Raw genomic sequence first — 19,226 nt, 5'->3', positions numbered from 1 at the left:
GTAGACCGGGAATCCGGCCGCACCAAACGACCGCCGGACGGGCCTCGGAGCACGCTGCGGGACCGTTAGGCCCGGCCGGGAATCGGGGCTAACGTCCGGCTCGACCTGCTCCGGTACGAGCATTGTTGACCGATCGTCCGGAGAGTTCCCAGTCCCGTCATGCCCTGAAAGAGGACCCACGCATGAGCTACACGCTGCACCGGGGCGATGCCCTCACCGTGCTGAAGACCCTTCCGGACGAGAGCATCGACGCCGTTGTCACCGATCCGCCGTACAACAGCGGCGGACGCACCAGCTCGGACCGAACCGGCCGATCAGCACGCGCCAAGTACGTCACCAGCAACAGCGCCCACGACCTCCAGAACTTCCCCGGAGAGAACCGCGACCAGCGCTCATACCGCAGCTGGCTCACCGCACTGCTCACCGAGGCGTACCGGACCGCCACCGAGCACTCCGTCGCCATCGTGTTCTCCGACTGGCGCCAGGAGCCGACCACATCCGATGCCCTGCAGATGGCGGGTTGGACGTGGAGCGGCACGATCCCGTGGATCAAGCCCGCCAGCCGCCCCCGCAAGGGCGGTTTCAAGCAGGCATCCGAGTTCATCACCTGGGGCGTCAAGGGCAGCCTCGACAAGGACCGGGACCTCTACCTCCCCGGCCACTTCATCGCCTCACAGCCCCGCAAGGACCGCGTTCACATCACCCAGAAGCCCGTCGAGATCATGCAGCAGCTCGTACGGATCTGCCGCGAGGGCGGCACCGTCCTCGATCCCTTCACCGGCAGCGGCTCCACAGGCGTCGCCGCGCTGCGCGAGGGCCGGAAGTTCGTAGGCGTCGAGCTGTCCTCGCACTACGCCGATGTCGCAGAGCGAAGGCTCCAGGCCGAACTGGCGCAGGACGATTTCGTCCTGGCCGGACCGGAGGCGTAAGCGTGAGACCGGCTAGGCCACAGCCGAAGGGTCGCAGACGAAAAAGGGCGGCTGGCGCATCGAGAAACGATGCCCCAGCCGCCCTTTTGTTGTGTCAGGCCGCCTCGAACGCGCGCCGGATCAGCGCTCCCGCCTTCTCCAGGTCATCTGGCGAGGCGATACGCACCTCCAGATCACCGGTCCCGAGGTGACCGATGCCGCGCATATCGCGGGAGAAGCCCTCCTCCAGCTCGACCGTCTCCGGGTCGACTCTGAGATACACCAGGATCACCTCGTGCTTTGCACGGAAGACCACGGAGGCCAGGTTCACCATCCGTCGATAGGCGATGTAGTGCCGCAGCGCAGCAACCTCCACCTCGCCCCACACGGTGAGAGCCTCGTCCAGCTCGGCGTACAGGTCCTGCAGACAAGCCGGAGCCGCGCCCGAGGTCACCCCGACACCTGGCCTCCTGCCCTGGCTTGCATCAGCCGTCAGTTGCCGCTGTCGACGCTGCCGTCGGGCCGGAGCGTGGCTCGGAGTCCCAGCTGCGGACTCGATCAACAACAAGCTGAGCAACCCGCCGTCGAAGACGCGGTAACGAACGAGGTCGATACGCTCACGGAGCCGGTGCACCGCGACCCGGTCATGGTGCGAGAAGCTGGCCGCGATGCAGACCATCCGCGGGTTCCGCCAGTCGATCGCCTCGGCTGCCTCGGCGCCCAGCGCTTCCTTGACCAGGGCCTCGAACTCGTGATGCGCCGAGTCCAGCCACGACAGGTAGGACACCGCCTGCGACATCACCCCGCTGTCGGAGCCCTTTTTGTACTCGATCACGACGGGGGCGTTGTTCTCGTCGAGTCCCAAGGTGTCGATACGACCTCGGTGCCACGGCCCGGTCGGGTACTCCGACGCCAGGAAGCGGATACCGAGCATCTCCTCCATGCCGGCTTCGACCCGGCGTTGAAGGTCAACCTCCAGCGTCACCGTTGAGCCCCGCAGCTCCACGTCTCGGTCGTCCTCGTCTCGTCGAAACACCTTGAGGTCTGTCATTTACGTCTCCCCGATATCGCGGCACCACAGAGAGACGAATCAACGAGCCGAACAGACTATTCCCCCGGACCCGATCCCGCAGCAGCATCAGTGTCCTTTGACAGTGAAGTTAAGTCCGGCCCGATGCGGATGCAGCGGGATCCTCCGTGAGGAGCTGAGCCCGGCCGTGGGCGGGCAAGGGTTACTTCACAGGAGGACTGGGCTCACCGTCATCGTGCTGAAGCGTCTCGATTCGTCGTCAGGCGACTCGGCTAGGTACTCCAGCTGTAGATCGTGATCTTCATGCTGGATAGCTACGCAGCAGCACCGGTCGGCGCGCACTCTGGTCCGGTAGCGTCCGGGACATGACAGCCAACCAGTTCTCAATCGCTACCGAGCGGGAGGCCCTCTGCGGCTTTCTCGACAAGCAGCGCGCCGATCTGCTTCGGAAGGTCGACGGAGTTTCTGACGCGGATGCCCGCATGGCTCCGACGGTGAGTTCGTTGTCCTTGATGGGCCTGCTCAAACACTCGGCCCTCTGGGAGCGCAGGTGGTTTCAGATCGTCGTTGCGGGACGGACACTTCTCGGCGAGTGGCCCGAAGCGGAGGTCCGGGACTGGAGGGACGAAGACTTCCGTGTCGACGAGCAGGACACGGTGAAGCACTGGACGGCCTTCTTCGAGGAGCAGGTGGCTATCTCACGGGAGATCGTCGCAGGCATGTCATTGGAGGCTCCGTGCAGTCGCCCCGACCTGGCGGACCGGAACGTGCGTTGGGTCCTGCTCCACATGATCGAGGAGACTGCCCGGCACGCCGGTCATGCGGACATCATTCGCGAGAGTCTCGACGGCAGCCGTGGTATATAACGCTCCGTCGCAAGCCGGACCTGGCAGGGGCCTGCTGACGAACATGTACGGCCACCGTTGATCATCGGTGTGTGAAGACTGAAGATCATGCGGTGGCCGCAGGTCACAGCGTAGACCCTGCTCGATGGCAAGAGGCGTTCGAATGCCTGATGGGGTGGATCGCGGGCCGGTTCAAGCGGGTCGAGCCCCGGCGCCGGGTCCGGGTCCGGCGATTGGTGCTCGGGCTCCTGTCGGACCTGCCGCGTAAGAACTGCTGGACGATCGCCGAGTGGGCCGGGGAGTCCACCCCGGATGCCATGCAGCACTTGCTCAGCCGCGCCAAATGGATCGCTGACGCTGTCCGCGACGACGTGCGCGGATACGTGGTGGAGCACCTGCATGACGAGCGGGCGGTGCTGGTAGTCGACGAGACCGGCGATGTGAAGAAGGGCATCGGCACGGTCGGCGTCCAGCGTCAGTACACCGGCACCGCGGGCAGAATCGAGAACGCCCAAGTTGCCGTCTACCTCGTCTACGCCGGTCAACGCGGGCACGCCGCAGTGGACCGGGAACTGTATGTTCCGCGTTCCTGGACCACCGACCCGGGCCGTTGCCGCGCCGCCGGACTCGGTGAGGAGACCGCCTTCGCCACCAAACCCGAGCTGGCCGCGTGCATGGTCACCCGGTTCCTGGACGCCGGCCACCGGGCCGCTTGGGTGGCGGGCGACGAGGTCTACGGCGGCAACCCCAAGCTGCGAAGCGCGCTGGAGGAACACGGCACGCGCTACGTCCTCGCGGTGGCCTGCTCGCACGAAGCCACCACCAGCGCGGGGAAGTTCCGCGCGGACACCCTGGCCAAGAAGGTACCCAAACGAGCCTGGCAGAAGCTCTCCGCCGGAACCGGGGCCAAGGGCCACCGCTTCTACGACTGGGCCGTCATCGACCTCGCCAACCCCGAGACCGGCAACCGTCAACTGCTGATCCGACGCAACCGCAGCACCAGCGAACTGGCCTACTACCGCTGCTACTCGCCCGCCCGAGTGCCTCTGACCGAGCTGGTTCGCGTCGCTGGATCAAGATGGCGAGTGGAGGATTTCTTCCAGTCCGGAAAGGGCCTGGCCGGACTGGACGAGCACCAGGTCCGCCGCTACGCGTCCTGGTCGCTGGGTCACTCTCGCCATGCTTGCGCATGCCTTCCTCACTGTCGTTCGCGCAGAAGAACACATCCGCCAGCCTGCACCGGACGGCCTCACGCCGCTCACCTGCAATGAGATCCAGCACCTGTTCATCACCCTCGTCGCCCAGCCCGTCCACACCGCCGCCTACCGACTCTGTTGGTCCATCTGGCGACGCCTCCACCAGGCCCGATCCCACACAAGCCACTACCAGCGACAAGCCACCCAGACATGAAGATCACGATCTACAGCTGGAGTATTAGATGGCTCTAATGGCTCCAATTTGCTCTTATATGTCTTACCGGGGTGCAGTCAGCGATGATCTCGTTTGGCGACGAGGCGCACCGCGAGGCGGCAGCGCCGTCCCGGCTTTTTTGTCAGGCCAAGCCCCGCCGAACCCCGCCGCTCGTGTTCTGCCAGGGCTGCCGACCGCCATGGATGCCTGGCGGCGGCATCGGCTCCGGTGACGGGCGCCGCCGGGCACCAGACAGGGTCGCAGCTGCTACTGACAACCGAGGCTTCGGCTGGCGAGGGAACCCTGAGGTATCTCAATGGTTGATCGGGGACGCAGCCTGCAGTACGGCGGCCGCGTGGGCATTCCACTCGCGGAGGGTGTCCGTGGAGGGGATAGCGTCTGGAACGAGGACGTAGTCGCGTCGGTGGAGGACCGTCTTCGTGTCCGTCTCGCTGGGGCACTTCCGGCGGGCGGGCTCGTTCCGCTCCGGGGCTCGATCTGTACTCACGAGCCGATAGATCTGATCAGCCAGGCCAAGGAACTGGTGGTACAAGTTGCTGCGCTCTTCTGCCTTCCCCATGCCTTCCCTCACATTTACGTCGCGTCGTGCACACATTATCCACACGCGCGTTCGGGGTCTCCAGTGGCTGGCGCTCGACAGCCCGAAAGGGCGCGTCGTAAGGGCGCCGCCTCCGAGCGGCCTGGTGCTGGCTTGTTTGAGGTCCTGCCTCTCTGCGGAACCGTTCAGGCCGTGGGGTCGTTGACCTGGGCGTGGGTGGGTATACTTGTGCGCTCCCCGGCGATGAACGGATGGGCCAACGGCCGAGCTCGTGACGGAGCTTGGCGGGCAGTCCAGCACCCCATCGCCGGGGCCGTGCACCGAGCCGGCCACCAGATCGCCGGTCATCCGCACGGTATCGAGTCAGGCCCGATGGCTTTATGCCTTCGTCGTCAACCCGCTGCGCAGCATGAACCGGCGGCTCGCAAGGCATTGAGCCCGGTTCGCTAAGTTCCCGTCCTGTGGACGACGCAGACAACGCGGTAATGGTGGCCAAGGCACTGGCCAAGCCACGGTTCAAGGTGGACAACGCAGGATGGGTTTCGCTGCAGGGGACAGCGGAGTGGTGGAGAAGCCAGATCGACTCCGATGACTGGCCCGCCATCGCAGAGCAGATGGCGCAGGAGGGTGAAGACGCCATACAGACCGGCCTCTGCCGTGTCATCGGCGTGACCACAGGCAGGCCGTGCAGAGTCGACACGCGTGATGAGCCGTGCCCTCACCACGGCCCCGGCAACGAAACTAACCGCTGTGGAGCGCCTACAGCCAGCAACAAGTTGTGCCGGTGGAACCTCGCCGTGAGGGGGGCATGTCCAAGCCACCCTGACACGTACGAGCGAATCCTTGAGGAAGAACGAGCTCGAAAAGCGGAACTGCGGAGGCGTCAGGAAGCTGCACAGGCGGAATTCGCGCGGCGCAGCGCGGAACGCAACAGAGCGGCAGAACTTCTGCCCTGCCGTTACTGCGCCGCCGAACCAGGATCGTCCTGTGTCAGCCCCAGCACAGGGTTACCGGCCGGAAAGACCCACACCCCTCGCTATCAGCTTGTCGACCACACCCGCCTGGCAGCGATCCCCTGCCAATCGTGGGGTGCTGCGGCGGGTGATCTCTGCCAGACATTAACTGGGAGGCAAGCCATCGAAGCCCACGCGCCACGGCGCCACCCCGATTGACACCTGTCAACCAGCGCCCCGTCCGCGCCGGGCGGGTCCGGCTGCGTACCTGGCGGGGCGAGGGGTGCAGATCTTCCGGGAGAAGTGGGCTGGGTTGACGCGGCTCATCGGCCAGATTGACCGGCCGGTGGTTCTGGCAGCGCGGGGGCCGTGCAGCCGTGCCGGTCGGCGGAGCGGGTTATGAAGCTGCGCAGGCCATAACGCGGAAGGGCCGGGCCCAGTGGGTCCGGCCCTTGCCTTGTTTGTGCGAGGTGAGCCAACACGCCCGCACGGGATCCCTGTTCGCAGTGGTTGGAGCCAGCAGCAGTCAGGGCAGCGACCGCAGCGCGGTGCTGGCCGGATCGTCGCAGTACAGGAGTGGAAGCGGCAAGCGAAGTGTGCCAAGAATGGGTGAATCTCCTGCCGCGCCCGTTGGAAGGGAGAACTCGGTGTACCGCCTCTCCCTATTTACCTGGTCGATCACCTCGTCATGTCACGCAAGCGTGCACCTATGGCCAATGGATATGGGGGTACTTGCCAAGTGAGGCCCTCCCCAACGCGCGTGACAGATATGAATTAACTATGAGCGAGTGGCATGTGAGCCTTTCGATCACTGGCACGATTCTGTTCACCGCAGCACGGCGGAGCCAACCGCCGGCGGTAACGGTTGGAGCCGGCGTTCCTTCACGCCACAACGGCGTGACCTCAGAAAGGGTCCCTCACTCATGCCATCTCCCTATCCCGTAGAGACGTGCACCGCCAGCCTCCGGCCCCGACTCGGCTCAGGAGAAAGCGCCGTGATCATCGTGATCATCGTGGTGGCGGTACTCATGACTCTCCATGGCGTCCCCAGGCAGGAGACGGGGGCCGTACTCGGCGGCGCCAGCCTGCTCGGCTTGCTGCTGATCCGCAACGCCCAGGCCAGCCCGCGCGCCACGGTGCTGATCCGGCGTTTGGGGCGCGCCCTATTGACTCCCGCGCTGGGGTAACGACGCCGTGCCAGGCAAACGTGGGCGGCCAATGGCGCCGATCGACGACCCGAACGACAGCGTGGGTCGTCTGGCTTGTGAATTACGTGAGGGCCGTTCCCGGCGGGGCCTGACGCGCTGGGAACTGGCTGCGGAGATCAACCGGTCGGTGACGACGATCCAGCGTGCCGAAGCGGGCGAGGTGAGGCCAACCCTCATGGTGGCCCGGGACATGGCGGCTGCGTGCGATACCGACCTCAACGAGATCGAGAACCTCTGGAAGAAGGCGGGCCGGCCAGGAAGAGGCCACCGTCTGACTGATGCCCCCCGTCTGAAGCTCGTCCGTACCTCGGCTGATCTGGCCGCGGCGCTCAGGCGGGTCTGGGAGGAGAACGGCGAGCCGTCATCCCGGCAGATGGAAGAGCGAGCGGAGGACCGAGCCAAGGATTACGGGACTCTCTCCCGTATGTCGGCGTGGCGGATCCGGGAGCGAAAGCAGCCAGTCACCTCAGTGCACCAAATGCATGCCTACCTGATCGCATGCCAGGAACCGGAGAGTTCCTTCGTGGCCTGGGCCTCGGCGTGGCACCGAGCTAAACGCGCAGAACGCTCGTTGCCCAAGCAGGCACCGGCCCCCGCTTCCAGGCATCCACGGCGCCGGGTGACGCCGGCAGAGGCCGTGGCCTTCATGCTGCAGTCGGGCCTCAAGCCCCTCGACCCCTACCCCGGGAACCACACGCCGTGGACAGCCGAGTGCACAACCTGCAGGTCCATCAGCCGGGTCCGCTACTCCAAGGTGAAGGCAGGATTCGGCTGCCGCATCTGTCTGCAAAGCCGTGTCCCCGCGGGACAGGGAAATGGCCAGTCGACCCGGGCTCCCGGCCATCCGAAAGGTCCAGAGCGGGGTGCAGCCAGTGCCGCCGGGCACATCACGCGGTTGGAGGGCGTTCCGGTGCTCTGGAGCTGAAGAGCAAAGGCGCCGTTAGACGACAAGTCCGGCCGTACGGAGCGCGCCCTTTTCAACGCACCTGCACAGGAGGGCCATCAGCGTCCCCCGGCCCCAGCCTCACCGCGCGCTGTCAGCCTCCAGCCCGCCGGTCAGACGCTGCTCCTGGCTGGTGGTGTCGAGTGCGCGGTTGTGGGCGGCGCCGATGTCGGCGTGCGTGGCGTGTCCGCACTGCGTGCACTCAAAGGCGGAACGCGTGCGCCGGGTTCTCTGAGGCGAACCACTCAGCTGAGGAAGTCTGTAGCTGCGAGCCGCACGCAGGAGGCTGAACGGGTGTTTCACCTGATGAAACTACGTTTTGCGATAGCTTATCACCCAAAAAACCGACATGGATCGGCCATGGGAGCTTTTGTCCGTTTCCGAGGGATGCTGGAAATGTGGCACGCTCGCGAAGCTCCGAAGTCCGGACAATAGCTGACGCATCGCCGACTGCAGTCAGGCCTCGACTAGTTGGTCTCGCGGATGCGCGTATATTGCATGTGCTTTACTTCAGTGAACCAAGGCTATTACCTCGGCTTCACCTCCCCTTCACGCTTCTCCCTTGGATAGGAATCATGGCGATACCTCCTGCCCGGAAGGCCCTGCTCGGCGCGCTTACGGCGCTCCTGGTCATGGGTGCCGGCGCTACCGCACTCGCCGTCCCGCGGGCCTCATCCGCCGCCTCCGCCTCCGCCTCCGCAGTCGACATGCCCACCACTGTCGAGGACTTCACCCACCCAGGCGCTGCAAGGCTGAAGGAGACTCGGGGGATCACGCTCAAGCGAGGCGACGGACACCTCTGGCTCACCGATGCCACTGCCCTGGGTGACTGCCAGGATGCTTCGAACGTCGCGGTCGAGGCGCGCAACGGCGTCTTTTGCTTCAAGACCAACGCCAAGTCCGGCTACCTGACGCTCGAGTTGCCCGATACCTTCAGCCTGTGGACCCAGGACCACCCCGTGAAGGCCACCCTGAGCGCCGACGGTAGGAACACCGTGGTCAACGCTCCCGCCAATGACCTGACACCAGTCGGAGAGGGCGCCGGAGCGGCACGCTCGGTCCTCGTCGAGATCCGTATCACCGGCTGACCCCAGCCCACCTGCACCACCTTGCGCCTGCTCTACCGCACGCCCCAGCGAAGCCCTCCTGTTGCAGTTGCCCTCATGCAGCTTCTCCGTCGGCTCTAACTGCACCCCGTTTACTGGCTACTAAGCCGGTCACGGCCGCGTCGATGCACCAAGCGTCCGCCGCCATTCCCCCTCGTTCACCGTTTCACTCAAGGAATCCTCTGTGCGCTCTCTGTGTTCACGGGGCATCGCGATAGGCACGACCGCGCTGCTCACTGGTGTCTCCACGGGGCTGCTTGTCATGCCGGCTCATGCTCTGACCGGCCCGGCTGCAGCCGATGGCACCTATGCCTTCACCGCCAAGATCGACATCGGCGACCTCGACCGTTCGTGCTCGGGTGCGCTCGTAGCCGCCCAGTGGGTTGCCACGAGCGCCAGCTGTTTCGCCGCCGACCCCGCCCACCCGGAGGCGCTCAAGGCCGGCAAGCCGTCCAAGACGACGAAGGCAACCATCGGCCGCACGAACCTGGCCAGCACCACCGGCACGGTTCAGTCCGTCGTTGAGCTGGTCCCCTACGAGGGACGTGATCTGGTCCTGGCTCGTCTGGCCCGTCCCGTGACCAACGTCTCGCCGGTCACGGTGGCGACCACAGCTCCCGCCTCCGGGGAGAGCCTGAAGGCGGCTGGCTTCGGCCGCACAAAGACCGAATGGGTCACCGACAAGCTGCACACCGGTACCTTCACGGCGGGAACCGCGACCGACAACACGGTCGATCTCGCTGCCGCGGACGGTTCGACGATCTGCGCCGGCGACACAGGCGGCCCGCTGCTGCGGGAGGCGGGAGGCAAAGTCGAACTGATCGGCGTCAACAGCCTCTCTTGGCAGGGCGGTTGCTTCGGTAACACTGAAGAGACCCGCACCGACGCGGTGGCAGCCAGGATCGACACCGTCGCTGACTGGGTCAACACCACCGTCAATGCAGCGAGCGTGACCGACTTCAACTGCGACGGCGATCGCGATGTCGCCATCGCCGACCCCGACGCCACCGTCGGCGGAGCGACCAAGGCCGGCCGGGTCCAGGTCGTCTATGGCGGCGGAGCGGCGCCTGTCGAGGTGTCGCAGGGCCTGGCGTCCGTTCCCGGCACTGCGGAGAAGAACGACCACTTCGGTGCAGCCCTGGCCACCTACGACGCCAACCTCGACGGCTGCACTGACCTGGTGGTCGGCGTCCCCGGTGAAGCCGTCGGCACCGAGACCGGCGCCGGCGGAGTCCATATCATCTACGGCTCCCCCCTGGGCCTCGCCCAGGGCACCAAGACCCTCAACTTCACCCAGGGCTCCGGCACCGGTGCCCTGGCCTCAACCTCGTCCGAGGCGGGCGACGCCATGGGCGAAGCCCTGGCTGCCGGTACGACCACGACAGGCGAGCCCTATCTCGCCATCGGCGTGCCGGGAGAGGACGACACCTCGGGCAACACCGACGCCGGCGCCGTGTTCTACCTCCGCGGATCCAGCACCGTCCTGATCAACCAGAGCAAGGACGGCGTTCCCGGCGTAGTGGAGAAAGACGACCGCTTCGGCGCCTCCCTCGCCGGCTCCCCGCAGCACCTCGCCATCGGAGCACCGGGCGAAGCCATCGGCACCCTCGCCAAGGCCGGCGGTGTCAGCATCTTCACCCACACTCTGAACAGCGCCAAGATCCCCACGCCCATCGCGGGCATGGACCAGAACCTGGACACCGTCGAAGGCGGCGCCGAGGCCGGCGACCAGTTCGGCGCCTCGATCGCGCTCGTTCCCTACCGGGCCTCGGCTACTTCCACCGGCAGCGAGTCGATCCTGGCGATCGGGTCCCCGGGCGAGGACAGCACCACCATGGCTGACGCCGGTCGCGTCGACACCTTCAAGCTCACCGCCAACGCCTTCACCCAGATCAACGGCTTCCACCAGGACACCGCAGGTGTCTCCGGCGAGATGGAAGGCGGCGACCAGTTCGGCGCTACCCTCTCCGCCGTCGCCACCGAGCCGGGAGAGATCAGCACGGCCGCCAATCTCTTCCTCGCCGTCGGCGTACCGGGCGAGGACACCGGCACCAACGCTGACACTGGCACCACCTACACCTTCGGCCTGCTGGGCGCCCCCGGAGACTCCGACCAGTCCATCTACCCCGGCAAGTTCGGAGTGCCCGGCACTCCGACCGCCGGCGAGAAGGTCGGCAATTCCCTCACAGCTACGCCCGGTCACCTCTACCTCGGCATCCCCGACGGCCCCTCCGCCTACGGCAGCGCCTACGCCGTCCCGTGGGCTGTCATCGCCGGCGGCACCGACGACGCGGTGACCTCCTACATCCCCGGACAGAACGGCCTGCCGGGCACCGGATCCCGCTTCGGCGCAGCACTGCACTAACAACTACACACGGCATACATCTCACGGCTCATCCGGGGCGTCCCCTCAGGGGCGTCCCGGCCTCAGCGGGCCGTCGGCCCGGCGCCTTCCCGCAGCAACCCCTGACTCGAAAGGCACGGATCGTGCGCCGCATCGTCCTGCCCGTGGCCGCCACACTGCTGACTCTCCTCAGCACCACCGCCCACGCAGCTCCTCAGCCCAGCACCCATCCAACCAACACCGCCACCCCGTCGCCGGCCAGCTCCAGGAGTTCCACCGCATCTCCGTCCGCTGGGGTGCGCCCGACTCCATCCAGCCCGGCGCCATCGACGGCTGCTTCTTCGTCAGCATCGTCCAGCCCTGCTGCCTCCACTGCGATGGAGACACCGGAAGGCCGGCCCAACTCCAGCCGCCCGCAGACGCGCGCCGCTGCTCCACTGCAGATGAAGACCGGTATCGCTTACGGCAGCCACAAGCGCCAGAGTCTGGACGCCTACTGGGCTGTCTCCACTGCGCCGAAGCCTGTGCTGGTGATCATCCACGGCGGTTACTGGTACCAGGACTCCGACTGGTCCAACTGGACCGACGACTTCGCGGCCGAAGGCTTCCAGGTGTTCGCCATCAAATACCGGATGAACTTCGAAGCCGCCTGGCCCGCTCAGCGCGACGACGTTGCCTCCTCCATAGCCTGGATACGTGCCCACGCTGCCGAGTACGACGCGGACCCCGACAACGTCTCCGTGATCGGCGCCTCCGCTGGCGGTCAGATGGCCACTGACGCTGCCACCCACGGCACCAACGCCCTAAAACTCCGCGGTGTCGTCGCCCTCTCCCCGGTTGCTTCCCCTTACCGTGCCTGGGGCGACGGCAATACCAGCACCAACGCCAAGGACCGCAAACTCCGCGATAACGCCGCCATCCTCGCCGGTTGCTACCCCGATTCCGGCGACAACACCACGGACCTGCGCAACAGCGGCTGCTGGGACACGTGGAAGAGCATGGTCTCCAAGAACTGGGTCAACCGCGGCGACGCACCGATGCTGCTGATGCACTCCGAGGACGATTTCGTGCCCGCCATCCACTCCACCGACCTGGAGACCACGGCCGAGGCCAAGGGTGTTCCCGACGCGGACGTCGAAACCCAGATTGTGCCGGACTCTTCCGCTCACGGTGGCGCCCTGCTCAGCGAACCCGGTGTTTACGACTCCGTCGTCACCTGGCTCAAGGCACGCACCGCCTGAGTGCCCATCTCTCCCCGGGCCGCCGCCAGCCACTCGATGGCCCGGACAGCCCATCCCGTTCCTGCCCAGGAGAGGTCACCATGGGGCGTCATGCCCGCCGCAAGTCCCACCCCAGCGTCCCGCAGCGGCTACTGCTAGCTGCAGGTCTGGCAGCGCTCGGAGCTTCCGCCGTCAGCACCGCCCACGCCGACGAACCCGCAGCCACCCACCGGACCGACCTGCTGGGAGACAGCAACGACGACCTCGTCGCGGGTCTACCGAAGGCCGCCTCCATGGCCGGGGCCGTCACCGTCGTACCCGGCAGCGCTGCCGGCCTTGCTGCTGCCTCGGCGCTCACTGTCTCCCAGAACTCCGGCAGCATCGCAGGCAGCTCCGAGTCAGGTGACGCCTTCGGCACCGACATGGCCGCTGGCGACACCAACGGTGACGGCCACACCGACCTCATAGTCGGCGCCCCCGGCGAGGACGACATCAGTGGTCACGCCGACCGCGGCTCAGTCACCATCCTCGACGGCGCCAGTCACCTCACCACCGGCACCTCCTTCACCACCAGCGCCGCCGACCGCACCGCCACCTCAGCACGACTGGGCACCGCCGTCGCCGCAGGCGACTTCAACCACGACGGCAAGGACGACGTCATCGCTGCCGGCCTCGGCTCCAAGAGTGCCCCGGGTGGCTGGATCACCTGGCGCAACAGCGCCACGGATGACCTCACCACACAGCAGCTCACCTACGCCGCACTCACGTATGTAGACCTCACCACTGGCGATTTCAACGGTGACGGTTACACCGACGCCGCCGCCACCACGGTCGACATCAACGGCCGCGCCACCGTATACGAGTACCAGAGCACAGGAACAGCAGGCCTCAAGCACAGCACGGCCGTTCAGATGAACGGTGGCCGCAGCATCGATTCCGGCGACATCAACGGCGACGGACGCGACGACATCATCGTGGGCCAGCCCGTCGCCGCAGAGACAGCCTCCACCGGATATCACGGCTACACGGGAGGCCAGATCACCATCAAATATGGCCAGGAATACGGTCTGTGGTACGGCGGCCACACCACCACCATCAATCAGGACACTCCCGAGATACCCGGAGCCGCCGAAGCCGGCGACGCCATGGGCACCTCTGTCACCCTCACTGACCTGAACAACGACGGACATCCCGACATCCTCACAGGTCTGCCCGGCGAAGACCTGACCACCCACCAAAACGCTGGTAGCGCCCTGGCCATCAACATCATCACCAACGGCGACCAGACCACCGTCACCAGCGCCACCGCCTACAACCAAGGCACCAGCCCCATCACCGGCGCACCCGAATCTGCCGACCGGTTTGGATCCGCCGTCACCGGCGGCCACTACTTGCCAAACGGAAACGGCCTTGTCATCGGAGCCGCCGGCGAAAACAACAACGACGGAACCCTCGTCACCGTCACCCCCGCCGGAACCTCGACCGCCCTCGGGCGAACCTCACTCGATACGCCGATCAATGCATTCCTCGGTGACCACATCAAGTAGATGATCCTGGCCGTTGCGACCCGATTCCGAGCCGACCTCACACCGGCTCTCAGCCGTCCGTCCTGCCCGGGTGCCCGACCGTCATCACTGGCCACCCACCGGGATCTCCTTGACAGGTCGTATCGCCAAAGGCCCCTACATGGGAATCAAATCCCGAGTGGCGAGGACCCGGCTGGCGCAATATTAAGCCGCTAATAGCGCAATCCTGCTATCACTGCAAGGTCCAATAAGGGCGTAAGTTTCATTGCGCTCCTTGAGTGTAATTCATCACCCAATAGCTGCTATTGACTGAAGGGCGATAAAGTGAAAGAAAATTCTCTTCACAGGCGCAGAGGGCGAATTCGGAGTCGGTATCGATCAGGGCTCGGAATTCGGGCTACTTTTACGACTTTGCTGTCCAGCACATTGGCGGCCGGACTGCTCGCTGTAACGCCCGCTACCGCTGCTGAGGACCCTTATGCCCCGGCCTTCCGCAGTCAGGTCGTAGAGATCTGGGAAGCTGGTGGCACTGGCATCAAAGAGGCAGCCGAGCAGGCTCTGCTTGGTTCGGATGAGGACATCAAGCAGTTCCTCACCGATATGACCACCATTCAGGAGATCGACGACCGGGTGGACGTCTCGCGGGTCGTTAACGCGGGTGGCCCGGCGGTGCGAGAGGCCGCAAAACAGGCTCTGGCCGGCACACCGGCCGACGTCGAGGCCTTCTTGGACGAAGGCTGGAGGGCCCCGCACGAGCAGGATCTTCGAGTAGAGGCCACCAAGGTCGTTAACTTCGGCGGCCCCGGAGTGCAAGACGCGGGTAAGACAGCATTGGGAGGCACACCCGAAGATCTCAAGCAATTCCTTGAGGTCGACCAGTTTAAGGCTCAGGAGACCGACGACCGAGTCGAGGCCACCAAGCTCTACAACACCGGCGGCGCGAACGTGAAGGCCGCCGCCAAGCTCGCCCTGCAGGGAACCGCAGACGACATCGTCGAGTTCCTAGAGGTCGGTCAGTTCGTCGCGCGCAACCGTGACCAGGAATATTCCTCGATCGCGCAGTTGACCGAGCAGGCCGAGAAAGCAGGCAAGCAGGCCGAGGCTGCCACCGACAAGGCCCAGGAGGCGTCCGCGAAAGCAATCGCTGCAGCGGCGCTCGCCCAAGAGGCCGCAGAGAAGGCGGCTGAGGAGACCGCGGCAGCGAAGAACGACGCCAACCGAGCGTCAGTCAAGGCCAACCAAGCCGCCGACGCGGCGCGCGCGGCAGCCACAGCCTCGCAACAGGCGATCGGTGCGGCGAACGAGGCCAATAGATCAGCCCGCCGGGCATCGCTGGCCGCTGCGCAGACCGCGAGCGCGGCAGCCGCGGCAGCCGAGGCCGCGGGCCGAGCCTCGAACGCGGCGTACGCCGCCAGCAAGGACAAGGACAAGGCGCAGGCCGCCCGGGATCGGGCTGCCGAGGCGCGCAAGGCCGGCGAGCTCGCCAAGAGGTCGGCCAAGGCTGCTGAACAAGCCGGCAAAGCCTCCCTGGCTGCCGCGGACGCAGCCGCTGCCTCCCGCAGCGCGACCGGCAACGCAAACAAAGCGGCCGACGCCGCTGACCAGGCGGCCGGTTACGCGGAAGCTGCAGGGGGCTCCGCAGGCGAAGCGCGGGCCGCAGCAGCTGAGACCCGCCGACACGCTGCCGAGGCGAACCGCGCCGCCAACGCGGCCGAGGCACTGGCCCGCAAGTCGGCAGCGGCCGCCAACGAGGCACGAGACGCAGCCAATTCGGCCGCCACACACGCCAACAATGCCGCGGACGCTGCAGACGAGGCAGCCAAACATGCCGGGGAGGCGGCCGACCAGGCAGCGGAGTCAGCCAAGCAGGCCGCTGCCGCCAAGGCTGCCGCCGACACCGCAACCAAGGCGGTCGCCACCGCGCAGAAGACCTTCGACATCGCACGGGAGACAGAGACCGAGGAACTCAACACCCGTACCAACGCCGGTGTTGAGGCTGCTTTGACGCAAAAGGCAACAGCCGACACCTTCACCATCGACGTCTCCCAGACGGTCGTCGAGGGCCAGTCCATCGTGGACGACACCAAGTCTCTGGCCACCGAAGTGGACAAGCCCGGCGCAGACCAGGCAGCGATCGCCACCAAGGGACGCGCGGTGGCCTTGCGCGCCCTGAAATACTTTGGATCTTGGCGCAAGGACGCCGCCGCCCAAGCACTGTCTGGCACCGACGCTGACGTGATCACGTACCTGAAGACCGGCTGGGACAAAGCGGTCGCGGATGAGACCCGTCAGCAAGTCGCCGACCTGGCTTCGGACAGCCCTTACGATGCCGTACGGACTGCTGCGACCGATGCGATCAAGGGAACCGACGCAGAAATACTCGACTTCTACACCACCGGCCAGCACGAGGCCGCCAATGCCGACTACCGGATCGCGGTCACCAAGCTTGCCAACGACGGCGGCCCGGGTGTCAAAGAGGACGCCAAGAAAGCTCTGGAGGACGGCAGCACCCACGCGCTGCTCAGCTTTCTGAACAAGGGGCAGTACACCGCCCAGCAGGCTGACGAGCGGGTGGCCACCACCGCGCTCTTCAACGACGGTGGCCCTGAAGTCAAGTCTGCCGCCAAGATCGCCCTGGCCGGCCCCGCCGACGAGGTGCACAATTTCGTCCAGGCGGGCCAGTACATGGCCGACCGCAAGGACCAGCTCGCGAACAACCACATCGCCCAGGTCGAACGGCTTATTGCCGAGGGTCGGGAGATCGCGGCCACGGCCCGGAAGAACAGCGCGCTTGCTGCGCAAGCCGCAGCCGAAGCCAAGGGCGCTGCAGCAGATGCTGAGAAGGCCAAAAACGATGCTGCGCAGAGCGCCAAGGACGCCGAAGGCTATGCCGCCGACGCAGACAAGGCTGCCGACCGGGCCGAGACCAGCGCCAAGCAGGCCAAGACGTCCGCGACCACCGCACGCGACGCCGCCAACCGCGCCAACCAGGCATCCTCGGCAGCCGAAGAATCCGCCGCCGACGCAGAATTCTCAGCGGACTACGCACGCGCCTCCGCGACGTCTGCTGAGCAGGCATCTGACGACGCACGCCAGTCGGCCTTGGATGCGGGAAAGAGTTCCACGGAGGCCGCTGAACTCGCTAAGGCCGCGTGGAAAGACGTGGTCACAAAACGCGAATCGGAACTTGCTGAAGAACGCCGACAGGCCGCAGAAGCTCGCAAAAAGCAGCGGGAGGCAGAGAAAAAGCCCAAGTGCTACATCCCGGTGAACCGGGACAGCCTCCCACCCTGTGCCATGGCAGGGCAAGAACTAGTGTTTCCCACGATCGACCCTGTCATGAAGGAAGTTGCCTGGGAAGTCCTTGGCCTGAACGATGCCAAGGATTGCATCGAGAATCCCAGCCTCGGCAAGTGTGCTCTCGCGGTCATGTCGTTCCTGCCAGTCGGAAAACTTAAGCTCCTCAAAAAAAGCGGCGACGCCATCGAGGAAATCGCCGACGGTTCACGTGCGGCTAAAGCAATCAAGTGTGCCACGTGCTTCCTTGCGGGCACCAAAGTGCTGATGGCGGACCGAAGCCACAAGGCTATCGAGGCTGTGGGCGTCGGCGACCACGTGGTCGCGACCGACCCCCGGACCGGAAAAACGCAAGCTCGCACTGTCGAAGATCTCATCATCACCGGCCTCGACACTTCGTTCAATGAACTCTCCATCGGCACCTCTCGCGGCACGGAGCACCTCACGGCGACGCATGAGCATCCATTCTGGTCCCCCTCTGAGGGGGAATGGATCAAGGCCGGCAGCCTGCACTCCGGAATGACGCTGCGTACTGTCGACGGGAGCACCGCCACCATCAAGGGGAATCGGGGCTTCACGCAACATGCTCGCACGTACAATCTGACCGTAGATGGCCTGCACACTTACTACGTGTTCGCAGGCAACACGCCTGTCCTGGTTCACAACGACATCTGCGGAGTACGCGTGTCTCCCGTCGCCTCGGACTGGGCCACGAAGGGAGCACATCTACACGTGGGAGCCGACGAAGTTCATGTCTACAGTCATGAGGGAGCACTCGGCGCCAAGGGAATCCGGCTCAGCACGGGGATGGCATCGGACAAGAGCGTTCAGAAAGTCCTGGACACGCTCAAGAGCAGCCCTGAGCTAAGAAAAGATCTAATCCAGAAGGCACGGGCGGCACAGGAGCACATGAACACACACAACTGGGGAAACAACAAGAACCGCGCTGCCGAGCTCCAGTTTTTGATCAAAGCATTGGAGAAGTTGGGATGAAGGGCGCAGAATTCATTGCTCGTGCAATCTATACTGGCTCGCTTTTCGGTTCCAGAGTTGGCGGCGAGCTTGACGGACTCGCTCCCGTCGTTCCGCTGCCATACGTAGACGACGTCACCGGGCGTCGAAATTCCAGGGTCCTCCGACGTGACTACGGCCTGTTCGAAGTGACGTGCGTCGACGAACCGGACTGGGCATGCCAAGCATTTTCTCTGGAAGTTCACAGACTTCGCCATTTGTCCGACCTGAGAGAAAAAATTCGAGAGCGGCTAGGCATTCTGTTCGAGCCGTTCACGAACTGGTCGGATGTGCAGAGGGAGCATGAGCGTATCCCCGGAATCGGGACCCTGGAAGTAGTCGATGAGACACCGGGATATCGTGTCTTCCTAGAACGCTCTACCGGGGTGAAGGTTCAAGTTGTGCACGACGCGAGTGCTATCCGGGGAGAATTCCCCGGACACGGCGATGTGTGGAGCCTGGAGATCATTTCGTCCCGTTTTGTGCAGTAGATAGGGGCGCGGGCGGGCCCGCTAAGGTTCTCCCTTGGCGGGCCCGCCTCCCGTTTTCTGCATATAAGGGCCTTGCCAGTTTTCATTCTTGTTACGGAAATTCCAGGGCTGGTCGGCGTGTACATCCGGTGCATACGCAATTACCTGTGACAACGCGGTATCCCGCACACCATTCCCGAACGCGCTGACCAGCGGGGCGAACCACCATCGATGTGGCAGTAAGAGCTCATAACAAGATCTTGTTGAAGTGTCCTGGTCGAGCGTGGCAGGGGGCTGTCGGCGTACAGGTGATCGTGCACCATCTCGTACGGATGAGAGTGCACCAAAGTTGATGCGGTGGCGGGTGGGTCCCGCGAGTGTTCTGTCATCGGTCAC

General features: G+C 65.2%; 11 protein-coding genes and 1 pseudogene. 11 read left to right on the top strand and 1 reads right to left on the bottom strand.

The features are described 5' to 3' along the window. Positions 1–182: 182 nt before the first annotated feature. Positions 183–929, top strand: a complete 747-nt coding sequence (locus tag OG285_RS05650) for a site-specific DNA-methyltransferase (protein WP_371790350.1) — start codon at positions 183–185, stop codon at positions 927–929. A gap of 94 nt (positions 930–1,023) precedes the next feature. On the opposite strand, the gene OG285_RS05645 is transcribed toward OG285_RS05650, so the two are convergent. Further along, positions 1,024–1,959, bottom strand: a complete 936-nt coding sequence (locus tag OG285_RS05645) for a DUF5655 domain-containing protein (RefSeq protein WP_371790349.1) — start codon at positions 1,957–1,959, stop codon at positions 1,024–1,026. Positions 1,960–2,303: 344 nt separating this feature from the next. Between OG285_RS05645 and OG285_RS05640 the strand changes: the two genes are divergently transcribed. The 10 genes and pseudogenes from OG285_RS05640 (at position 2,304) to OG285_RS05595 (ending at position 18,851) form a co-directional block, all read left to right on the top strand. Further along, positions 2,304–2,804: a DinB family protein gene (locus tag OG285_RS05640; RefSeq protein ID WP_371790348.1), complete on the top strand. Its 501-nt coding sequence runs from the start codon at positions 2,304–2,306 to the stop codon at positions 2,802–2,804. A gap of 149 nt (positions 2,805–2,953) precedes the next feature. Next, positions 2,954–4,193 (top strand): annotated as a pseudogene (locus OG285_RS05635) (IS701 family transposase). A 2,507-nt stretch (positions 4,194–6,700) separates the two neighbouring features. Beyond that, the gene (locus OG285_RS05630; protein ID WP_371790347.1) at positions 6,701–6,892 is read left to right on the top strand and encodes a hypothetical protein; all 192 of its coding nucleotides are present in this window, start codon (positions 6,701–6,703) and stop codon (positions 6,890–6,892) included. 31 nt (positions 6,893–6,923) lie between these two features. Continuing rightward, a complete protein-coding gene (locus tag OG285_RS05625) occupies positions 6,924–7,838 on the top strand; it encodes a multiprotein-bridging factor 1 family protein (RefSeq protein ID WP_371790346.1) in 915 nt (304 codons plus the stop codon). A gap of 593 nt (positions 7,839–8,431) precedes the next feature. Further along, positions 8,432–8,944 (top strand): hypothetical protein, encoded by a 513-nt coding sequence (locus OG285_RS05620; RefSeq protein ID WP_371790345.1) that lies wholly within the window; start codon positions 8,432–8,434, stop codon positions 8,942–8,944. A 202-nt stretch (positions 8,945–9,146) separates the two neighbouring features. Then, complete coding sequence (locus OG285_RS05615) at positions 9,147–11,327, top strand: trypsin-like serine protease (protein WP_371790344.1); 2,181 nt, start codon at positions 9,147–9,149, stop codon at positions 11,325–11,327. Between the two features lie 356 nt (positions 11,328–11,683). Next, positions 11,684–12,547 (top strand): alpha/beta hydrolase, encoded by an 864-nt coding sequence (locus OG285_RS05610; RefSeq protein WP_371790343.1) that lies wholly within the window; start codon positions 11,684–11,686, stop codon positions 12,545–12,547. 272 nt (positions 12,548–12,819) lie between these two features. Continuing rightward, positions 12,820–14,073 (top strand): FG-GAP-like repeat-containing protein, encoded by a 1,254-nt coding sequence (locus OG285_RS05605; protein ID WP_371790342.1) that lies wholly within the window; start codon positions 12,820–12,822, stop codon positions 14,071–14,073. Positions 14,074–14,463: 390 nt separating this feature from the next. Continuing rightward, the gene (locus OG285_RS05600) at positions 14,464–18,342 is read left to right on the top strand and encodes a polymorphic toxin-type HINT domain-containing protein (RefSeq protein WP_371790341.1); all 3,879 of its coding nucleotides are present in this window, start codon (positions 14,464–14,466) and stop codon (positions 18,340–18,342) included. After that, positions 18,339–18,851 carry a hypothetical protein gene (locus OG285_RS05595; RefSeq protein WP_371790340.1) on the top strand — a complete coding sequence of 171 codons (513 nt, stop codon included), beginning with the start codon at positions 18,339–18,341 and terminating at the stop codon, positions 18,849–18,851. The genes OG285_RS05600 and OG285_RS05595 overlap by 4 nt, the downstream gene beginning before the upstream one ends. The last annotated feature ends 375 nt before the right edge of the window (positions 18,852–19,226 follow it).

Source organism: Streptomyces sp. NBC_01471, assembly GCF_041438865.1.
In the GTDB taxonomy this organism is placed as follows: Bacteria; Actinomycetota; Actinomycetes; order Streptomycetales; family Streptomycetaceae; genus Streptomyces.
The sequence above is the reverse complement of the archived record's forward strand: the minus strand, read 5'-3'. Positions and strand labels throughout refer to the sequence as shown.

Excerpts from the sequence above, each read along its gene's own strand:
- OG285_RS05650 (WP_371790350.1), top strand. The coding sequence starts at position 183 with ATGAGCTACACGCTGCACCGGGGCGATGCCCTCACCGTGCTGAAGACC.
- OG285_RS05645 (WP_371790349.1), bottom strand. The coding sequence starts at position 1,959 with ATGACAGACCTCAAGGTGTTTCGACGAGACGAGGACGACCGAGACGTG.
- OG285_RS05640 (WP_371790348.1), top strand. The coding sequence starts at position 2,304 with ATGACAGCCAACCAGTTCTCAATCGCTACCGAGCGGGAGGCCCTCTGC.
- OG285_RS05625 (WP_371790346.1), top strand. The coding sequence starts at position 6,924 with ATGGCGCCGATCGACGACCCGAACGACAGCGTGGGTCGTCTGGCTTGT.
- OG285_RS05620 (WP_371790345.1), top strand. The coding sequence starts at position 8,432 with ATGGCGATACCTCCTGCCCGGAAGGCCCTGCTCGGCGCGCTTACGGCG.
- OG285_RS05610 (WP_371790343.1), top strand. The coding sequence starts at position 11,684 with ATGGAGACACCGGAAGGCCGGCCCAACTCCAGCCGCCCGCAGACGCGC.
- OG285_RS05605 (WP_371790342.1), top strand. The coding sequence starts at position 12,820 with ATGGCCGGGGCCGTCACCGTCGTACCCGGCAGCGCTGCCGGCCTTGCT.
- OG285_RS05595 (WP_371790340.1), top strand. The coding sequence starts at position 18,339 with ATGAAGGGCGCAGAATTCATTGCTCGTGCAATCTATACTGGCTCGCTT.